This is a genomic window from Kitasatospora sp. NPDC023118, assembly GCF_055560875.1.
In genome coordinates, this window is record NZ_JBVHHW010000044.1 from 1 (window position 1) to 18,336 (window position 18,336).

The 18,336-nt window shown below is 72.1% G+C and carries 20 protein-coding genes and 2 pseudogenes; 14 read left to right on the plus strand and 8 right to left on the minus strand.

Going from position 1 to position 18,336, the window contains the following annotated elements:
- Positions 1 to 98: 98 nt before the first annotated feature.
- The 8 genes and pseudogenes from ACZ3UD_RS34575 to ACZ3UD_RS34610 all read left to right on the plus strand — a co-directional run.
- Positions 99 to 227, plus strand: a pseudogene (locus tag ACZ3UD_RS34575) (AraC family transcriptional regulator); the annotation flags it as partial.
- A gap of 231 nt (positions 228 to 458) precedes the next feature.
- Positions 459 to 718, plus strand: a pseudogene (locus ACZ3UD_RS34580) (zinc ribbon domain-containing protein); the annotation flags it as partial.
- Between the two features lie 198 nt (positions 719 to 916).
- The gene (locus ACZ3UD_RS34585) at positions 917 to 1,042 is read left to right on the plus strand and encodes a hypothetical protein (protein WP_465596987.1); all 126 of its coding nucleotides are present in this window, start codon (positions 917 to 919) and stop codon (positions 1,040 to 1,042) included.
- Positions 1,043 to 1,589: 547 nt separating this feature from the next.
- Positions 1,590 to 2,519, plus strand: coding sequence for a hypothetical protein (locus tag ACZ3UD_RS34590; protein ID WP_465596990.1), 930 nt, complete (start codon positions 1,590 to 1,592; stop codon positions 2,517 to 2,519).
- 50 nt (positions 2,520 to 2,569) lie between these two features.
- On the plus strand, positions 2,570 to 3,448 hold the full coding sequence (locus ACZ3UD_RS34595; protein WP_465596993.1) for a hypothetical protein: 879 nt from the start codon (positions 2,570 to 2,572) through the stop codon (positions 3,446 to 3,448).
- Positions 3,445 to 4,326 (plus strand): hypothetical protein, encoded by an 882-nt coding sequence (locus tag ACZ3UD_RS34600; protein WP_465596996.1) that lies wholly within the window; start codon positions 3,445 to 3,447, stop codon positions 4,324 to 4,326. The genes ACZ3UD_RS34595 and ACZ3UD_RS34600 overlap by 4 nt, the downstream gene beginning before the upstream one ends.
- Complete coding sequence (locus ACZ3UD_RS34605; RefSeq protein WP_465596999.1) at positions 4,323 to 5,387, plus strand: hypothetical protein; 1,065 nt, start codon at positions 4,323 to 4,325, stop codon at positions 5,385 to 5,387. The genes ACZ3UD_RS34600 and ACZ3UD_RS34605 overlap by 4 nt, the downstream gene beginning before the upstream one ends.
- A gap of 162 nt (positions 5,388 to 5,549) precedes the next feature.
- Positions 5,550 to 6,176, plus strand: a complete 627-nt coding sequence (locus tag ACZ3UD_RS34610) for a hypothetical protein (RefSeq protein ID WP_465597002.1) — start codon at positions 5,550 to 5,552, stop codon at positions 6,174 to 6,176.
- A gap of 112 nt (positions 6,177 to 6,288) precedes the next feature.
- Here ACZ3UD_RS34610 and ACZ3UD_RS34615 read toward each other — a convergent pair whose 3' ends face one another.
- On the minus strand, positions 6,289 to 7,392 hold the full coding sequence (locus tag ACZ3UD_RS34615; protein WP_465597005.1) for an NADH:flavin oxidoreductase/NADH oxidase: 1,104 nt from the start codon (positions 7,390 to 7,392) through the stop codon (positions 6,289 to 6,291).
- A gap of 205 nt (positions 7,393 to 7,597) precedes the next feature.
- Here ACZ3UD_RS34615 and ACZ3UD_RS34620 point away from each other — a divergent pair, with 205 nt between their 5' ends.
- Positions 7,598 to 8,182 (plus strand): cysteine hydrolase family protein, encoded by a 585-nt coding sequence (locus ACZ3UD_RS34620; protein WP_465597008.1) that lies wholly within the window; start codon positions 7,598 to 7,600, stop codon positions 8,180 to 8,182.
- On the plus strand, positions 8,179 to 9,081 hold the full coding sequence (locus ACZ3UD_RS34625; RefSeq protein ID WP_465597013.1) for a GlxA family transcriptional regulator: 903 nt from the start codon (positions 8,179 to 8,181) through the stop codon (positions 9,079 to 9,081). The genes ACZ3UD_RS34620 and ACZ3UD_RS34625 overlap by 4 nt, the downstream gene beginning before the upstream one ends.
- 158 nt (positions 9,082 to 9,239) lie before the next feature.
- Here the strand turns inward: ACZ3UD_RS34625 and ACZ3UD_RS34630 are convergent, their stop codons facing one another.
- The 5 genes from ACZ3UD_RS34630 to ACZ3UD_RS34650 all read right to left on the minus strand — a co-directional run bounded on the left by ACZ3UD_RS34630 (position 9,240) and on the right by ACZ3UD_RS34650 (position 13,070).
- Complete coding sequence (locus ACZ3UD_RS34630) at positions 9,240 to 10,628, minus strand: MFS transporter (RefSeq protein ID WP_465597016.1); 1,389 nt, start codon at positions 10,626 to 10,628, stop codon at positions 9,240 to 9,242.
- A gap of 564 nt (positions 10,629 to 11,192) precedes the next feature.
- The gene (locus ACZ3UD_RS34635; RefSeq protein ID WP_465597019.1) at positions 11,193 to 11,756 is read right to left on the minus strand and encodes a hypothetical protein; all 564 of its coding nucleotides are present in this window, start codon (positions 11,754 to 11,756) and stop codon (positions 11,193 to 11,195) included.
- 14 nt (positions 11,757 to 11,770) lie between these two features.
- Positions 11,771 to 12,178: an ATP-binding protein gene (locus tag ACZ3UD_RS34640; RefSeq protein WP_465597022.1), complete on the minus strand. Its 408-nt coding sequence runs from the start codon at positions 12,176 to 12,178 to the stop codon at positions 11,771 to 11,773.
- Positions 12,179 to 12,288: 110 nt separating this feature from the next.
- Positions 12,289 to 12,777: an NUDIX domain-containing protein gene (locus tag ACZ3UD_RS34645; protein WP_465597025.1), complete on the minus strand. Its 489-nt coding sequence runs from the start codon at positions 12,775 to 12,777 to the stop codon at positions 12,289 to 12,291.
- A gap of 47 nt (positions 12,778 to 12,824) precedes the next feature.
- On the minus strand, positions 12,825 to 13,070 hold the full coding sequence (locus ACZ3UD_RS34650) for a hypothetical protein (RefSeq protein ID WP_465597028.1): 246 nt from the start codon (positions 13,068 to 13,070) through the stop codon (positions 12,825 to 12,827).
- Positions 13,071 to 13,209: 139 nt separating this feature from the next.
- On the opposite strand from ACZ3UD_RS34650, the gene ACZ3UD_RS34655 reads away from it, so the two are divergent.
- From ACZ3UD_RS34655 to ACZ3UD_RS34665, 3 genes are read left to right on the plus strand one after another with little or no spacing between them, the layout of a single operon-like run.
- A complete protein-coding gene (locus ACZ3UD_RS34655) occupies positions 13,210 to 14,040 on the plus strand; it encodes a helix-turn-helix domain-containing protein (RefSeq protein ID WP_465597030.1) in 831 nt (276 codons plus the stop codon).
- Complete coding sequence (locus ACZ3UD_RS34660; protein WP_465597033.1) at positions 14,037 to 14,249, plus strand: DUF397 domain-containing protein; 213 nt, start codon at positions 14,037 to 14,039, stop codon at positions 14,247 to 14,249. Before ACZ3UD_RS34655 ends, ACZ3UD_RS34660 begins: the two co-directional genes overlap by 4 nt.
- 10 nt (positions 14,250 to 14,259) lie before the next feature.
- On the plus strand, positions 14,260 to 14,472 hold the full coding sequence (locus tag ACZ3UD_RS34665) for a DUF397 domain-containing protein (RefSeq protein WP_465597036.1): 213 nt from the start codon (positions 14,260 to 14,262) through the stop codon (positions 14,470 to 14,472).
- A gap of 88 nt (positions 14,473 to 14,560) precedes the next feature.
- On the opposite strand, the gene ACZ3UD_RS34670 is transcribed toward ACZ3UD_RS34665, so the two are convergent.
- Both ACZ3UD_RS34670 and ACZ3UD_RS34675 read right to left on the minus strand, forming a co-directional pair.
- A complete protein-coding gene (locus ACZ3UD_RS34670; protein WP_465597039.1) occupies positions 14,561 to 15,964 on the minus strand; it encodes a uracil-xanthine permease family protein in 1,404 nt (467 codons plus the stop codon).
- A gap of 131 nt (positions 15,965 to 16,095) precedes the next feature.
- Positions 16,096 to 17,049 carry a LuxR C-terminal-related transcriptional regulator gene (locus ACZ3UD_RS34675; RefSeq protein ID WP_465597042.1) on the minus strand — a complete coding sequence of 318 codons (954 nt, stop codon included), beginning with the start codon at positions 17,047 to 17,049 and terminating at the stop codon, positions 16,096 to 16,098.
- A gap of 194 nt (positions 17,050 to 17,243) precedes the next feature.
- Here ACZ3UD_RS34675 and ACZ3UD_RS34680 point away from each other — a divergent pair, with 194 nt between their 5' ends.
- Positions 17,244 to 17,951, plus strand: coding sequence for a G1 family glutamic endopeptidase (locus ACZ3UD_RS34680; RefSeq protein WP_465597045.1), 708 nt, complete (start codon positions 17,244 to 17,246; stop codon positions 17,949 to 17,951).
- Positions 17,952 to 18,336: the final 385 nt, after the last annotated feature.

Sequence of the window (18,336 nt, forward strand, 5' to 3'; positions counted from 1 at the left end):
CGCCGGATCGCCTTGACGGCGATACGGCTACCCGTGACCCGCTACGCGGGAAGCCGCATTCCCCCTCGGCCTAAAGGCCGAGGCACCCTGCGGTACCTCCGGTGGAGGCCGTAGCGGTGCGGGTCGGCCTGGCCTCCGCCGTCAACCTGCGCCGCCGCTTCCGTGCCGCCCTCGGCACCACCCCCGGCGCCTATCGCCGTACCTTCGGCAGCGCCCGCGCCGACTAAGAGGAGCTGACAGAAGCTCCACTGAAGCCATGTCCCCTTCCCTGAATGCTCGTTGAACGAGCCATGGGGAAGGGGAACGGTCCGCCGTAGGTGGTGTCGGATGACCTGTGGGGGCGGGTGGAGCCGCTGCTGCTGGTCAGGAAGCGCCGCTCACAATCCCGGACGGCTGCTGGGGAAACGCGGCATCAAACCGGTGATCGCTGGCCGAGGTGTGCCCCCACGGCTCAGCCCCGCTCGATCGCTGATGCCGGTTGGGGGGTGTTCCTGACGATCCTGTACGCCAAGGCTGAGAGCGCCGGACGGGAAGTGATCGCCGTGGACCCCCGCAACACTTCCCGGACCTGCCCCGAATGCGGGCACGTCTCGGCGGAGAACCGGCCCAACCAGGATTCCACTGCGTCGCCTGCGGCCACCAGGCCCACGCCGATACCGTGGGAGCCACCAACGTTCTACGGGCCGGGCTGGTCCGTCGCGAAGCCCAACCGGCTTAACGAGAAGCCCCCGGCTTCAGCCGGGGGAGGAGTCACGTCAGTGATCGTAGGCAGCACCAGGACATCGAGCATCTGGCTTTGTGTTAGCTCCTCCAAGGCCTTTCATCCGGCAGTCGGAGGATCCGGGCATGCCCGAACTCGAAGCGCTCGTCGGAGTCGCCGGACTCCGCGGCGGCCTTCACCGGCGCCGGCCGCGCGATGCTGGCCACCCTCGGCCAGTGGAACGACGGCCGCGACAGCGACCGCCAGCAGCTCGTCGACCGCCTGACCCCGCTGCGGACGGCCGTCGGCAAGACGGCCTCCGCCCACGAGTCTCAGCGCTGAGACCGGGCGCACCGAAAGTACGGCCGCAAGGCCGGGGGACGCCCTTCGGTCACGCAGGGGAAGGGGCCAAGTGCACCTTCGGCTGCGGGACCTGGAGCGGGCTCCGCAAGCAGGTGCCGGACGCCGCGCCGTCAGGGGCGCGGCGTCCGGGCAGGACGGGCGGCCACGGCCCGCCCGTTCGCGGCCCGCAGCCGCGCGGCGACGCCGGATGTGCCCGCCCCGCTCGGCCCCCGCACCACGACCGGCACCGTGCCCCGGCCCCCTGTCACGCGGTCACCGGACCGCCGTGGCCCGGGCGGTGAACCGGTTCGCCCGCGAAGACCCACCGGCCTTTTCCCGGCGCACCCCGGACGGTTGCGTTTGGATTACGGCGTGTCCGATTTGCGGATCTTGAGGGGGAGTGCGGTGGTTGAATTTGTTGGCGCCGCTGTCACCGAACTCTCATAATGCCTGCTGAGACACGTGACGGACGGTCCGGAGAGCCGCGGGGGAGCGGAATCCGAGAGTGGTCCGCGTGCGAAATCCACTTTTCCCCTGGGGGAGTCCTTTGTCCGCGCCCGAAAACGAGAGCGCTTTCACCGATCCGCCGCCGAAGCCGGTCGCGGAGCCGGATCCGGAGCCCGCCGTCGCGCCGGAGCCCGCCGTGGTGCCCGAGCCGGTCGCGGAGCCGGAGCCCGAGGCCGTCGCGGATCCCGTACCCGGCCCCGCCCCGCGCCGTCTGCCGCGCGCCGTCGGCGTCGCGCTGGCCACCGCCGGGCTGCTCGCCGTCACGGCGGCCAGCGCCGCGGTGACCGTCGCGGTCGGCAAACCGGACAGCCGCCCAGCCGCCGCGGCGCCCGCCCCGCGCGCCACCGCCTCGGCGAACGCGAACGCAAGCGCGAGCGCGAGCGCAACGCCCTCCGTGGCCCCGACCCCGGTCCCGGTGCCGACCGCCGTCCCGACCGAGCCCAAGCCCACCAGCACCGTCAAGGGCACGGTCAACGGCTCCAAGCACGAGGGCGACCTGCGCTACTTCCTGCTCCCGATCCCCGACGGCGGCGAGTCGTACGGGCCCGCGGACGGGATGGCGCTGACCCACGACGACGTCTCCGAGATGTTCGGCAAGCCGGACGACATCGACACCCTCCTCAGCAACATGGGCTACAAGGACGGTGCCACCCGCACCTACCGGACGGCCGACGGCAAGGCCGAAGTGACGGTCACCCTGCTGCACCTCGGCTCCGCCGACATCGCGAGCAGGTTCGTCAAGTTCTACAACATCAAGTCGCAGGAGCCGATCGACATCGACGGCGACCCGAACGCCCACGGCTTCCGGAAGAAGCCCAAGAACGAGGCGTTCACCGGCTCGATGACCGGCATCGGCAGCCAGGGCGACGTCCAGTACACCATCGACGTCGAGGTGAAGGGCACGCCGGACAAGGCGCTGCTGAGCGACGTGATGAAGCGCCAGCGCGAGTGGCTCGCCTCCGGCGGCTGAGCCCGCGCCCGCCTTCCGACGCCACCCCTTCCTCCTCTGGAGCCATTTCCGTGACCACCGAACCCGCGCAGCCGCCGCCCGCGCCGGCCGCCGATCCGGCCGTGCCGGCTGCCCCGCCCGTCCCGCCCGCGCCGCCCGTCCCGCCGCAGCCCCAAAGCCCGCCCGCCGAAGGCGAGTTGACCGAAAACACCGACCTCCCGTCGGCCGCCACCGAGCCCGAGCCCGAGGCTGAGGCCGCGCCCGAGCCCGCGCCGCGTGCCCCACGCCGCCCCCGCCCGGTGCTGCTGTCCACCTGCGCCCTGGTGCTGGGCGCCCTGGCCGGCGGCGGCGTCGGCTACGCGATCCAGGCCCAGCGCCCGCCCACGCCGCTGCCCAAGCTGCAGGTCGCCCGCCCGTCCTACCCGGCCCAGGGGGTCGACCCGGCCGCCTTCGCCGCAGAGCAGCCCGCGCCGCCGGCCATCGACGGCGACCTGCGCAAGCTGCTGATCAGCGCCCCGGACGGCAGCGGCCCCTGGGGCGACCTCCCGGACAAGCCGAGCTGGGTGTCGGTCGGCGACCTTGCCGAGCTCAGCGACAAGCCGGAGCTCGCCTTCAAGAACCTGAACTCCACCGGCTTCCGGCGCGCGGTCGAGGTGAGCTGGAAGAAGGACGACGTCAGGTACCGCGTCCTGCTCACCCAGTACGCGCCCGACCACTCCGACGAGGCGAGGACCCGCCGCGCGGAGCCCTTCGCAGACGACGCCAATGGCGGCTACACGGTGTACGACGTGCCCGAGCACTGGTCCGACAGCAGCGACCAGTACTACTACGGCCTCGCCACCGCCAAGCGCGGCACGGTGCAGATGGCGGTGGAGATCTTCAGCCCCAAGCCGGTGAACTCCGGGGCCCTCAAGGACCTTGCGAAGCAGCAGTGGGAGCGGCTGGTATGACCGACGACACCGTGACCGGAACCCCCTCCGGAACCCCCTCCGCCCCGGACGCCCCCGCCCCGGACGCCCCCGCCCCGGACGTCCCCGCCCCGACCCCGCCCGCCGTGGAGCACGCCCCGGAGCAGCCGCCCGCCGCGCCCCGCCCCGGCTCCCGCCGCCTGCTGCGCGCGGGCGCGGCGACCGCCGCGGCCGCGCTGGTGGGTGTGGCGATCGGCATCGGCATCATCAAGACCCAGTACGACGACCCCGCTCCGGCCGCCGCCGGCCCCACCGGCGCGCCCGCCCCGACGGCGAGCGCCACGCCGTTCGGCGCCAAGTCCAACGGCAGCCACTTCGGCTCCCTGCGCGACCTGCTGCTGCCCGTCCCGGCCGGCTACGAACTCGGCCCGGACCAGGGCGGCTACGGCAACGACAACGAGTACGGCACCGGGCAGCTGGCCGACGAGCTGGAGGCCGACCTCCAGGAGATCCCCAAGGACAAGCGCGAGAAGCTCCGCTCCTACTGGGAGGGCCTGCACATCAAGGGCACCGGCGTACGGACCTACCGCAGCAGCGGGGACGACCTGGTGGTCGGGCTCCGGCTGCGCCAGTTCAACCAGCAGGAGGTGCAGAAGATCAACGAGTACACCGCGGTGTTCACCGGCGACACCGGCATCTTCCGCGTCGGCCCGCAGATCCCCGGCCACCCCGAGGCGCACTGCTACCTGATGCCGGCGCCGCCGTCCGCGCCGATCGACCACCTGGAGTGCTCGGCCGCCGAGGGCGACCTCCTGGTGATCATGGAGGCCGAGGGTGTGGCACCGCTGCCCAAGGACAAGATCGTCGCCCTCTTCACCCTGCAGCTCGACCGCCTCGCCCTTCCGGGAGCGTCCGCATGACCGACCAGCCCGCCGCGCCGCAGTCCGCGCCGGACCCGACCGCCCCGGCCCCCGCCTCCGCCGCGACCCCGGCAGCCCCGGAGGCGCCGGAGGCCGTCGAGGCCCCCGAGGCCGCGCCGACCCCCGAGGCCGCGCCGACCCCCGGAACCCAGGAGCCCCTGGAAACCCCCGAGGAGCAGGCCGCCCGGCGCACCCGCCGCCGCAAGGCCGCCGTGCGCTGGAGCTGCGCGGTCCTGGTGTTCGCCCTCGCCGGCACCGGCGCGGCGATGGCCGTCACCACCCCCGAGCGCACCGACATCCCGGGCCTGGCCACCACGAACGACGGCCGCTACACCTTCCCGCCCCTGACCCTGCCGCCCCTGCCCTCGGGCAAGGCCGCGCCGGACGCCAAGGGCAAGGTGCTGCACTACGCGGACCTGCGCTACCTGCTGCTGCCCGCCCCCAAGGAGGCCGGCGGCTCCCTGACCGCGCCGGTCTTCCCGGTGCCCACCGCGACCCCCTCGGCGTCGTCCTCAGCCACGCCCTCCGCCACGCCCTTCGCCGAACCCTCGGCGAGCGCGAGCCCGACCACCCCCACGGCCTCCGCCTCCCCCTCCGCGCCCGCCGGGACGGCCCTCGCCTCCTGGGTCCCCTGCGACGCGATCGCCGCCGAGCAGAAGGACCCGGCCAAGCTGCGCGTGCTGCTCCTGCAGAACGCGTGCCGGGCGGCCACCGTCCGGGAGTGGACAGCCTCCGACGGCACCCGCACCCAGATCCGGCTGCTGCGCTTCGGCTCCACGGCCGAGGCCTGGAACACCTTTTCCAACCTGCGCACGGACATCCCGGCCAAGGCCGCGCCCGACGCGAAGACCGCCCCGCACAGCGACTGGGACACCGTCGACGGCGTCGACGTGACGCTCAAGGACTCCCCGGCGACCGCCGGCCAGGGGGTGCCGGCCACCCGCCTGGCGTACCTGTCCGCCTCCGACGTGGTGGCCGTGGTCACCATGACCAACCCCCAGGGCGTCCCCGCCGCGGCCTTCCGTCAGGTCGTCACCCTCCAGTCCGACCTGCTCGCCTGACCGTTCCTCGGGCCCCTCACCTCCCTGCCGGCGGGGTGAGGGGCCCTTTTCCATGCCGCCATAGGCATCGCGTGCCCCGCCCGTCCGTCCGCCTCCGTCCTAGCGCCCGCGTCCCGCGCCCGCCGGGTCCGAAACCTGCGGAGACTAAACGGTGACAAACCCATGGACCACGGCAGCTCGGTGTGGACCGACGGCAACGGCACGGTGCACATGGGCGTCGGCGAGGACAGCCTGGTGCGCGTCATGCGCGGCCTGTCCGACAACCCCGACGCCTACGCCACCCTGCACAAGGCCGAGAGCGCGAAGATCGCCCAGGAGCTGTCCTCGATCGGGCCCAACCCCTCGCAGAACGACATCCAGGACGTGATGAACAAGGGCGCCGCGAGCCTGGGCGTCTACGACGCGATCCGCGCGGACGTCGCGATGGGCCAGCGCGACGACGCCAACCTCCAGGCCGACTGGAAGGCCAAGGTCGCGTACCACGTCATCGGCGCGCCGCCGACCCTCGTCCCGTGGGTCGGCGACAGCGCCCAGCGCCTGGTCGACACCTGGGCCTGGGAGTGGGACAACCAGATGAAGGACCACAACAACAGCGTCGCCAACGCCAAGATCTCCGACACCTACCTGGACGCCGACAACGAGATGACCCACCTGGTCAGCGGCTGGGCCAAGGACCGCGGCATGGACCCGGACAGCAGCATGATCCACGTCGTGGAGGACGCCTCCCACGACCGCCGCTCCACCAGCGCCACCACCGCCGGCCACTTCCTCGGCCGCGGCAACGCCTGATCACCGCCCCGACCGGCCGGCGCCGCCCCGACCGGCCGGCACCGCCCTGACCCGACCCGGCCGCCGGTACCCCACCCAGGTGCCGGCGGCCTCGGCCGTCGTACGGGCGCCGTCAGGCGCGGTGGTACTGGATGGGGGAGTGGACCTCGCCGCCCAGCTCGGCGGCGGCGTGGCGGGCCCAGAAGGGGTCGCGCAGCAGCGCGCGGCCGATCAGGACGGCGTCGGCGCGGCCGGAGGCGAGGATGTCCTGGGCCTGGGCGGGGTCGGTGATCAGGCCGACGGTGGCGACCGGCAGGCCGGCCTCGCCCCGCACCGCCTCGGCGAAGGGCACCTGGAAGCCGGGCGCGGCCTCGATCAGGGCGTCGGGGACGAGGCCGCCGGTGGAGACGTCCAGCAGGTCCACGCCGTGCGCCTGGAGCTCCTTGGCGAGGCGGACGGTGTCCTGCGAGGTCCAGCCCTCGCGGCCGTCCTGCGGGTTCTCGGTGAGCCAGTCGGTCGCGGAGACGCGGAAGAACAGCGGCAGCTCCTCGGGCCACACCGCGCGCACCGCGTCGACGACCTCCAGGGCGAAGCGGATGCGGCCCTCGAAGGAGCCGCCGTAGGCGTCGGTGCGGTGGTTGCTCTGCGGGGAGAGGAACTGGTGGATCAGGTAGCCGTGGGCGCCGTGGAGCTCGATGACCTGGAAGCCCGCGTCGAGCGCGCGCCGGGCGGCGTCGGCGAACTTGCGCACGATCTCGTGGATCTGATCCACAGTCAGCTCGTCGGGGGTGCTGTGCTCGGGGGAGAAGGCGGCGGCACTGGGGGCGAGCGGCCGCCAGCCGTGCTCCTCGTCCGGGGTGAGGGCGCGCCCGCGGTCCACCCAGGTCCGCTCGGTGGAGGCCTTGCGCCCGGCGTGGCCGAGCTGGACGGCGGGGACGGTGCCCTGCTCCTTGAGGAAGGAGGTGATCCGCCGGAAGGCCTCGACCTGGGTGTCGTTCCAGAGGCCGAGGTCGTAGGGGCTGATGCGCCCCTCGGGGCTGATCGAGGTGGCCTCGACGATGATCAGCCCGGTGCCGCCGGCGGCCCGCGCGGCGAGGTGGGTGAAGTGCCAGTCGTTCGGGACCCCGGCGGCCTCGCCGGACGGCGCGGCGCTGTACTGGCACATCGGCGGCATCCAGACCCGGTTGGGGATGGTCAGTTCCCGCAGGGTGTACGGGGTGAAGAGGTCGATGCTCATGTCGGACTCCCGGTGGGTCGGCGGCGGGGAGGCCCCACGGCCGCTTGCAGGTGCGCTCTATGTGTCGTGACAATAGTTGCATGGGACGATAAATTTCAAGAGCGGACTTCGCCCTGCCCTGCCCCTCGCGCCGCTGACCGGATCGTTCCGCTTCCGGCCTCGATGGTGCCTTCAGCCGACGGGCCCCGGCCGCCAGGATCGAGGCATGAACAGCGCACTCCTCGTCATCGACGTCCAGGAATCCTTCCGCCGCCTCGACAAGTGGGCGGCCGTGTCCAACCCCGATATCGTCGGCCAGGTGAACAAGCTGGTCGCCCACGCCCGCGACGAGGGGGACCTGGTCGTCTGGATCCTGCACGCCGAGCACGGCACCGGGACGGTCTTCGACCCGGCCCTCGGCCACGTGCACCCGATCGACGGACTGCTGCCCGCCGAGGGCGAACCCGTCATCACCAAGACCTCGCACAACGCGTTCACCACCACCAACCTGCAGCAACTGCTCACCCAGCACGGCATCCGCGAACTGACCGTCAGCGGCATCCGCACCGAGCAGTGCTGCGAGACCACCACCCGGGTCGCCTCCGACCTCGGCTACGACGTCACCTTCGTCACCGACGCCACCGCCACCCACCCGATCGAACACCGCGACGCGCCGCCCGGGCGCAGCCTGGCGCAGATCCTCGCCGACCCGCGCACCCTGTCCACCGACGAGATCACCGCCCGCACCGAGTACGCGCTGTCGGGCCGCTTCGCCCGCGTCGCCACCGTCAAGGAGCTGACCGGATCGTGACCCACGTCGTCTTCCTGCTCGTTCCGAGCCTGCACCTGCTGGACCTCGCCGGCCCCGCCCAGGTGTTCTCGACCGCGGCCGACCACGGTCTCGGGTACGAGATCGGCTACGTGGCCGAGCAGGAGGACGTCCCCACCGCGCAGGGACTGCCGCTGCGGGCCGCCACCCAGTGGCCGCGGCTGTCGGCCGGAGACCTCATCGTGGTCCCCGGCTGGCGCGAGCCGGCACTGCGCGCCGACGGGCCGTCCCCGGCGTCACTGGAGCGGCTGGCCGCCCACCACGCGGCCGGCGGGACGGTCGCCAGCGTCTGCACCGGGGCGACCGCACTCGGCCGGGCCGGACTGCTGGACGGCCGCCGATGCACCACGCACCACGACGCGCAGGACGAACTCGCCGGCCGCCACCCCGGGGCACGCGTGATGCGCGACGTGCTCTACGTCGTCGACGACCGGGTGGTCACCTCGGCCGGCATCGCCAGCGGCATCGACCTCGCACTGCACCTCGTCGCCGTCCGCCACGGGCCCGCGGCCGCCGCCCGGATCGCCCGCGAGATGGTCGTCTACGCCCGGCGCAACGGCGACGAGCGCCAGACCAGCGCGATGCTGCGCCACCGCGCCCACCTGGCCGACGCCGTCCACCAGGCACAGGACCTGATCGACGCCCACTTCGCCACCCGGCTGCGCCTGGCCGACCTCGCCGCCGCGTGCGGCGTCAGCGAACGCACCCTCACCCGCCGCTTCACCGAGGCCACCGGCCTCACCCCGCTGCGCTACCAGCAGGAGCTGAGGCTCGAACACGCGGAGCACCTCGTCTCCCACGGCGCCACCGCCGAGACCGCGGCCCGCACGGTGGGCTTCCAGGACGCCCGCATGCTCCGCCGCCTGCGCGCCCGGGCCTGAGCACCCGGGCCTGAGCACCCTGCTGCCCGTGCGGAGGGCTTACCGCCACACCCTGAATCGCCTGGATCCCGCCCTGGTCAAGGAATCCGACCTCTGGTGAGCCGACGGCGGCACTGCCCGGGAACCCCCGGGCGGCGCCGCCCTCCAGCCGTCGGCCGTCAGCGCACCGTCTGCGGCACGCGCTGCGCCGGAACGGCCGGCGCCTTGCCTGTACGGGGGGCGGCCGGCGCAGCGCCCAGGGCCGTGCCGCGGGTCTCCTCCGCCCACCGCACGCACACCAGCAGCCCCAGCGCCGTCGTCCCGGCAGCGATCAGCATGGTCGGCCCGGTACCGAGCCCGGACAGCGCCAGCGGCAGCAGAAACGTGCCGACCGCCGCGCCGATCCGGCTCACCGAGGTGGCCACGCCCACGGCGGTGGCCCGGATCTCGGTGGGGAAGAGCTCGTTCGGGTAGGTCCAGTCGAGCACGTTGGGCCCGCCGCACAGGAAGGCGTACGCGCACAGCGCGGTCAGCGCGACCGCGGCGGGGGCGGTGGGCCACACGCCGAGCAGGGCGAGCGGGACGGTCATCAGGGCGAAGGACCAGATGATGACGGGGCGCCGGCCGCGGGTGTCGATCAGGCGCAGGGCCGGGTAGCAGCCGAGCAGGAAAACGAGGCTGATCAGCCCGGTGCCCAGGGTCTCCATCACGGTGCCGCCGGGCATGCCGAAGGAGGAGAGGATCTGCGGGCCGAAGGTGAGCATCGCGAACAGCGGGCCGACCTGGCAGAGGAAGAACAGGCCGCAGAACAGGGTGCGGCGCCGGTAGGGCGGGGTCATCAGCAGCCGCAGCCCGCCGGCGCTGCGGGCGCGCTCGGCCGCATCGGGCATCAGCTCGCGGCCGTCCACCCGGACCCCGAGGTGCTTCTCGACCACGCGCACCGCGTCGCCGACCCGCCCGTTGGCGGCCAGCCAGCGCGGCGACTCGGGGGAGCCGCGGCGGATCACCAGGAAGACCACGCACAGCACGGTGGAGCTGGCCAGCATCCACCGCCAGCTGCCCGGTCCGGCCAGCTCCAGGAACAGGTAGCCCACCACGTAGGCGAGCACCGAGCCGGCGTACCAGGCGACGATCTGCTGGCCGAGCAGGCGCCCGCGGTGCTTGGCGGGCAGCCACTCGGCGAGCAGGGAGGTGGCGATGGGATAGTCGGCGGCCACGGCCATGCCGAGCACGAAGCGCAGCACGGTGATCGCCCACACCGAGTCCACCCAGAAGGAGAGCACCGAGCAGGCGACCATCACCAGCAGATCGGCGGTGTACATCACCTCCCGGCCGATCTTGTCGGTCAGCACGCCGAACAGGGCGCCGCCGACGAACATGCCCACCAGGGCGGCGGCGCCGATCAGGCTGACCTGCGCGGTGGACAGGCCCAGGTCGGGGCGCATCCCGATCAGGGCGACGCCGACGATGCTCAGGATGTAGCCGTCGAGCAGCGGCCCACCGGAACAGGCGAGGGCCAGTCGGCGGTGGAAGGCGGTATACGGGGCGTTGTCGATGGTCTGGGACATGGGCTTCGGGGTCCTCCGGAGCGTACGGCTGCGCGCTTGTCACGCACGCCGTGCGCCGGGTAGACGGCAGGGAACGGCGCCGCCCACGCTGGACGGCGCCACCGCCCGATCACACCGGGCGACCGTCCACGGTTGCCCGGGTTGGGACATGTCACCACCGGGCCGAAGGTCGACCGGATTGATGACCTTGGTCCCGAAGCGGACAGGCCCTTGGCCCGTGCCGGAGCCGCGCCCGCCCAGTGCTCACGGGCCCGGGCCCGCCCCGACCGCCCCCAGGTCCGCCGCAGGTGACCCTTCTCACCTGAAGGCCCCCGGAGCGTGTCCCGTGCCACATCGCGGACCCGTCCGCCCCGGAGCCGGAGTCGGAGCCGGGGGCCGGAGTCGGGGGCCAGGGTCGGGGCAGGAGCAGGGGCCGGGCACTCCTCGCCGCCGCCACCCGGGGCGGGGGCTGAACACGCACGGGTGTCGGCCCTCACCGCGTGGTGAGGGCCGACGTTTTGGTGCTTGGGGCAGCCCGGGTGGTGGATCGCTGCGCAGGAAGTCGGCGGGGTCGACTTCCTGCGCTTACGGGGTGGTGGTGTGGGTGGTGGCTTGGGTGCGGCAGTGGGTGAGGGCGGGTTTGATGCGGGGGTCGGGGGTGGGGGCGGTGGTGAGGAGTTCGCCGGCCTGGACGAGGGCCGTCCAGTAGAGGGCCGGGTCGCCGGTGCGGGGGAGGGGGTGGGCGGCGGCGAGGGAGAGGTAGGCGGCGGTGAGGTTGCCGGTGGTGAACCAGCGGGCCAGGCCGTGCTGGTGACCGACGCGGATGCCGCCCATGGCATCGATGGCGGTGAGGAAGAGCTCGACGATGGCGAGTTCGGTGGGGGTGAGGGACTTGGGGATGTCGAAGACGCCGAGGGCTTCGAGGAGTTCGCCGGTGTCGACCTCGGAGCCCGGGCGCGGATCGGCGAGCAGCGCGTCGTAGCAGTCGTTGAGGCGGCGGGTGGCCTCGGCGAGGGGGATGGAGAGGGCGAGGCAGACGGCCCGGGCGGAGGGCAGGGGCTTGCGGGTGCGGCGGGCGAGGAGGGCGTAGGTGGCGGCGGGGGTGGTGCCCCGGGAGAGGGCGTGCTTGGCGAGAGTGGCGAGGTGCAAGGGAGTGTGTGCTTTCAGACGGTGACGAGGGCCCAGACGTACTTGCCGATGCCGCTGGGGCAGGGGGCAAAACCCCACTTCTCGGCCAGCTCGTTGACGAGGTGGAGGCCACGGCCGTGCTCGTCGTCGAGGGTGGGGCAGTGGAGGGCGGGGCGGCCGGTGCCGCCGTCGTGGACCTCGAGGCGGAGGCGGTCGTTGACGAGGGCGAAGCGGAGTTCGATCGGGCGGTCGGCGGGGGCGTCGGAATGCTGGACGGCGTTGGCGAACAGCTCGCCGAGGAGCAGCTCGGCGGTATCGGTGTAGCGCTCGCCGGTGGGCAGGCCGCAGAGGTAGGCGCGGAGCAGGTGCCGCGCCAGGGGCGTGGACTCGGTGCGGGAGTCGAGGCGCGCGACGAACGCGCGGGGGCGACCGGCAGTGAGCATGGGGGAGCCTCAAGGGGGGATTGCGTTCGAGTGGAGAGCGCCGTGCGCTGCGCTTGCCCGATGTACATGGCGGCCCGGCGCTGGGGTGTCGCCGCCGACGGAGACCCTGATCAGCCGACCGGGATCGGAACGCCCCGGATCAGGAGCGGGAGGCCGGCGCCGTGCTCCCAGGCGTCCCAGGCGTCCTCGACGCGCCGGTACTGGTCGTCGGCCATGACCTCGCGCAGCTTGGACTGGGGGACCCAGTGGAGGCCGCGGATGTCGGCCGGCGGCTGGTGGCGGCGGACGGTCTCGGCCTGTCGGGGCGTGAGCATCCCGCCCGCGTAGACGAAGTTGACGCCCTCGGGGAACCTAGCGGCGGGCACGTAGTCGACGGTGAGGATCGTGCGGAGGGCGAGGACGAGGCCGGTCTCTGTCTCGAGGTGGCGGCGGGCGGCGAGGTGGGGGAGCTCGTCCTGCTCGGCGCTGCCACCGGGCAGGGTCAGGCCGTCCGCGTGGGTGCGGTCGACGAGGAGGACGAAGAAGTCGTCGGATCGGTCGGGGTCCTCGAGGAGGACGAGGACCTGCTGGCCCGATCGCCGGGCGGGGGGACGGCTCATGATGTGGGCGGTGCTCAACTCTGCTCCAGAAGTGGATAGTTCGATGGTCACAGCGACCGACGGCGCGGCTTCCCGCAGGTACCGGGCGCGGTCTCCCTCGGGGAGAGGGGGCGGAGGAAGGCCGGGTCGACCCGCCACTCGGGCGCGGTCGCCCCCAACGGTCGGAGAACCACCTTTCCTAGCAGCATCTCGACGAAGACCCCTTCGCGCGGCCTCCCGTCCTCCAGAGAGCTGAAGTCCTGGACGACTTCGTGGAGTTGGAACGGGGGCGGGGCGTTCTGGCCGTCAGCCATGGGGGTCTCCACTGGTTGCGCTGCGCGTCCGGCGAATGACCGGGTGTAGCCATGGTGGCGCTTCACTCGCTACGATCGGAAGGCTTTCCCACTTGACAGTTTCCCCGTGTGGTATTCGCGCAGCAGTGGAGGTCTGACGGTGCGTGAGTCTCAGCTGGATCCATCGGCTTCACCCCTCAAGGCGTTCGGGGCCCAATTGCGCAGGCTGCGCAAGGCCGCGGGCTTGACGCAGACCCAGCTCGGGGAGCGCACACAGCTGAGTGATAGTCAGATTTCGAATCTCGAAAGAGGGACGCGCAATCCCACACTTGAGTGGGTCCGTGCTGCTGACAAGGTTCTTGCCACCGGTGGAACACTGGAACTGACGTACTGGAGCCTCAGGGGATCTTCCTTCCTGCAGGGCTACCCGGAGTACGCAGCCAAGGAGCGGGAGGCCAGGGTCATCCGGCTTTTTGAGCTGGGCATCATCCCTGGTCTGGTGCAGACACGGGGTTACGCTGAGACTCTGGAGGCTGGCGCTGTTGCGCGAGGCAGCGTCACGGCTGAACAAGGAGCCGAACGCGTCCGGCTTCTCCTGAACCGACAGGAGCGAATCAACAGGGACCCGGCTCCGCTGATCCATGTGATCCTTGACGAGAGCTGTCTTCGGACCGTGGTTGGCGGTGGTGCTGTCATGTCCCAACAGCTGGCGCATGTGGAGAAGTTGGCCCAACGGCCCAACTACGTGGTACAGGTTGCGCCTTTTACCCTGGGCGCGCTTCGCCCGTTCATGCGGTCCATGTCGATTCTCGATCTCGGCGACGGCGCCTCGCTGGGGTACACCGAGACGCATCAACGTGGCTACCTGGAGAACGACCGAGCAATCGTGTCGGCCTGGGCAAGGGAATACGATCTGCTCCAGGTGGAAGCGCTGTCGCAGGCGGCATCGCTCACAATGATCAGCAAGGCGCGAAGGGACTCTTCAGCATGAGCGAGAACGTTGACCTGACGGGTGCTTCCTGGAGCAAGAGCAGCTACAGCGGCAACGGCGGACAGTGCATCGAGGTGGCTTGCGACTTCCCGGGACTGATGCCCGTTCGTGATTCGAAGGACCCTCAGGGTCCGTCCCTAGTCTTCCCGTCCGAGGCCTGGAAGTCGTTTGTCGCCGCTGTCCGCTGCGGCGAGTTCGGCGACGTTTGAGAGAAGCGCTATGGCCGTCCGTGTAGACTTGCCCAGGGCTGCCTGGGTCAAGTCCTCGTATTCCAACAACGGGGGCAACTGCGTAGAGGTAGCGCCCGGCTTCGCCGGTGTGATGCCTGTCCGCGACTCCAAGGACCCCAACGGACCGGCGCTGATCTTTGCTGCCGAGGCCTGGAAATCGTTCGTCGCAGCCGTCCGCAGCGGGGAGTTCGGCGACGTCTGAAGCAACGGGCCCGGACGGCATTCGCTGCGGTCCGGGCCTGCTGTCTTCATTTCCTGTTCCGCTCGCTCCCGCCGGTCCTGAACCACGCCTACGGGGCGCGCCGTTCCCCCTCGCCCAGGGCCGGCTCGTCGTAGGAGGAGGTGCCCTCGTCCAGCAGCGGCTCCTGCGTCCGGAGGTGCGCCGGGGCCAGCGCCCGCAGCGCGTGGTAGCCGGTGATGACGACCAGGGTGCCGAGCGCGATGCCGCTGAGGCTGAAGGTGTTGGTGAACTTCAGCGTCACGTTGCCGATGCCGATGATGATGCCCGCCGCGGCCGGCACCAGGTTCAGCGGGTTGCGCAGATCCACCCCGGACTTGATCCAGATCTGCGCGCCGAGCAGGCCGATCATGCCGTACAGGATGACGGTGATGCCGCCGAGCACCCCGCCGGGAATCGCGGCCACCACCGCGCCGAACTTCGGGCAGATGCCGAACAGCAGCGCGAACCCGGCCGCCGCCCAGTAAGCAGCCGTCGAGTAGACCCGGGTGGCGGCCATCACGCCGATGTTCTCGGAGTACGTGGTGTTGGGCGGGCCGCCGAGCGCGGTGGAGAGCACGGAGCCGACGCCGTCCGCCGAGATCGCGGTGCCCAGCTTGTCGTCCAGGTTCGTCCCGGTCATCTCGCCGACGGCCTTGACGTGCCCGGCGTTCTCCGCGATCAGCGCGATCACCACGGGCAGCGCGACCAGGATCGCGGACCACTGGAAGGAGGGGCCGTGGAAGGTGGGCAGGCCGATCCAGTCGGCCTTGCCGACGCCGGACAGGTCCAGGCGCCAGTGGTCGGTCATGTGGCCGCCGCCGTCCACCGAGTGGATCTTGCCGAAGACCCGGTCGAACACGAAGGAGATCCCGTACCCGAAGAGCAGCCCCAGGAAGATCGCCACCCGCGACCAGAAGCCGCGCAGGCACACCACCGCGAGCCCGGTGAACAGCATCACCAGCAGCGCCGTCCACTGGTCCTGCGGCCAGTAGGTCGAGGCGGTCACCGGGGCCAGGTTGAAGCCGATCAGCATGACCACGGCGCCGGTGACGATCGGCGGCATCGTCACGTGGATGATCCGCGCCCCGAAGTACTGGACCGCCAGGCCTGCCAGGAACAGCACCACGCCCACCACCAGCACCGCGCCGGTCACCGTCGCGCTGGTGCCGCCCTGTGCCCGGATCACGGCGGCGACGCCGACGAAGGACAGCGAGCAGCCGAGGTAGCTGGGCACCTTGCCGCGCGTGGCCAGCAGGAAGATCACGGTCGAGACGCCGGACATCATGATCGCCAGGTTGGGGTCCAGCCCCATCAGCACCGGGGCCACGAAGCTCGCGCCGAACATGGCCACCACGTGCTGGGCGCCGAGCCCTGCCGTGCGGGGCCAGGAGAGCCGTTCGTCGGGGCGGACGACCGCTCCCGGCGCGGGCGTACGCCCGTCACCGTGCAGCTTCCAGCGCACGCCGAGATCCATGTGGGGGTTTCGCTTTCTTCTGTGCGTCGAGCTCTGTACGTCTCTGTACTCCGAGCAATGTCCGCACCATTCTCCCGGTCGCCCGGCCTCCCGCGCGCACCCGGCCCCGCTCCTGACCTGCGCACTCGCCTCTAGAGCAGCTCCGCCCGGGCCGCCTGGATGCCCGCCTGGAAGCGGGTCCGGGCGCCGAAGCGGTCCATCAGCTCCCGCACCCAGCGCTGCACCGTCCGGGTGGACACCCCCAGCTGCCGGGCGATCGACTCGTCGGTGAGCCCGGCCGCCAGCAGCGTCAGCAACTGCCGGTGCCGGTCCTCCGGCGGCTCCTCGGACAGCTCCGGCAGCCGCATCGCGTGCGCCCAGTACAGCTCGAACAGCCCGGCCAGCGCGTCCAGCAGGGTGGAGGGCCGGATCAGCAGCACGCTCTCCAGCTCGGTGCCCGCGCTGACCGGCAGCAGCGCCCAGCGGTCGTCCAACAGGGCCAGCTTCAGCGGCACTTCGGTGTGCACCCGGGCCTGCTCCCCGGCCGCGGTGAAGGTGCGGATCTCCGCGAGGCGCCCGGGGTCGCGCAGCACCCGGCTGTGGTACACCACCCGGGTCGTCACTCCCCGTGCCAGCAGCGCGAGTTCGGTCTGCGGATCGGTGCGGCGCACGTACGGCGGGCGGTCCAGCACCCGCAGCCGCTCGCGCACCCCCAGCTGCAGGGTGCGCCACAGCTCGGCGATCGAGCGGCGCCCGCTGATCACCTCGACCGGCCCGGCCGCCTCGGCGCCCGGCCGGCCCTGCCGGTAGGCGCGCATCAGCTCGCCGATCCGCCCCCGGGCGCGCCGCAGTTCGACCTCGCGCCGCAGCAGCAGCTCCTCCAGCGCCACGTCCGGGGGCACCGCCGCCCACGCCCCCGCCGCGCACGCCTCCACCAGTCCCAGCTCGGCCAGCACGGCCAGCGCCGCGACCACGACCGGGGCCCGCAGGTTCAACTGCGCGGCCAGCCACTGCGGTTCGGCGGCCGCGGTGCCGAGCAGCCGAAGGTAGAGCTGCTCCTCCAGCGCGCCGAGTCCGAGCCCGGCGAGCATGCCCGTCCCCGGCACGACAGCCTCCTCACGTCCTCGACCGCCAGCCGAACAGAGCGACTGTGCGCCACCCGGTGGCCGAAATCAAGGGATTGACGGCTTGACATGTTTACGCCATGTCGGGTTCCGGTCCCCCCGGCTCCCTTCCCGGCCCGACCGGGGCGCCCCCACAGTTGGCGGCACCCCCACAACCTCCAGTCGAGGAGCCCCCCATGGCCCTTTCCCGCACCGGCCGCCTCGTGCTCGCCGCCCTGCTGGCCCTGCCGGTCGCGGTGGCCGCCGCCCCCGCGGCCACCGCGGCCCCCACCGCCCACGCCGCCCACACGTACGGCGCGCACCACTACGGCCACGGCCCCCGCTACGACGGCGGCGTCTGGGGCGGCTACGTCGCCCAGGGCAGCGGCCTCCAGAGCGTCTCCGGCTCCTGGACGATGCCCACCGTGCAGTGCAACACCTCCAACGACCTGTTCGCCCCCTGGGTCGGCATCGACGGCTACGGCTCGCAGACCGTCGAGCAGACCGGCGTGCAGGTCGACTGCTCCAGCGGCTCCCCGGTCTACTCCGCCTGGTACGAGATGTACCCGGCCCCGCCGCAGTACTTCAGCGACCCGGTGGACGCGGGCGACAGTTTCACCGCCTCCGTGGTCAACAGCGGCGGCTCCGACTACACCCTGCAGATCACCGACACCACCAAGGGCTGGACCGAGAACACCACCCAGCGGCTCGACGGCCAGAACGTCAGCGCCGAGGCCGTGATCGAGTCCCCGACCCAGAGCTACCCGTCCTTCAGCCGCCTGGACTTCTCCGACGTCACCGTCAACGGGCAGGTCTTCGACAGCTACTCGCCGCAGGCCATCGACAGCGGCCAGTACACCGAGACCTCGCTCAGCAACGGCTCCTTCGCCATCGTCCCCGCCTGACGCCTCCTCGCCCGCCCCGCCCCACCCCGCCTCGGCCCGCGCTCCCGCGTGCCGGGGCGGCGCGCGGTTCGGGCCCAGGCCCGTCAGCGTCCGCGCTGGCGTTCACCGGGCCGCACGGAGCCGCTGGTACTGCTCGCCGAGTTCGTCGGGCTCGTGGTGATGGCCGGGGCGGTGCTGGGCTCGGCGTCGCTGGTGCCGGGCCGCAGTGTGCTTCCGTCCGGTGGGCGCGGGACCCGGCCGCCGTGGGCGGCTGACGCGTCCCTCTCGGATCAGCTGGTGTGAACAAGTTCTGGACAAAGCTTTCATAACAGTTGACGATCCATCACCACGTCCCCCACGCTGGGCGACACCGACCACGCACTCCACACACCCGGTCGGTCCGCGT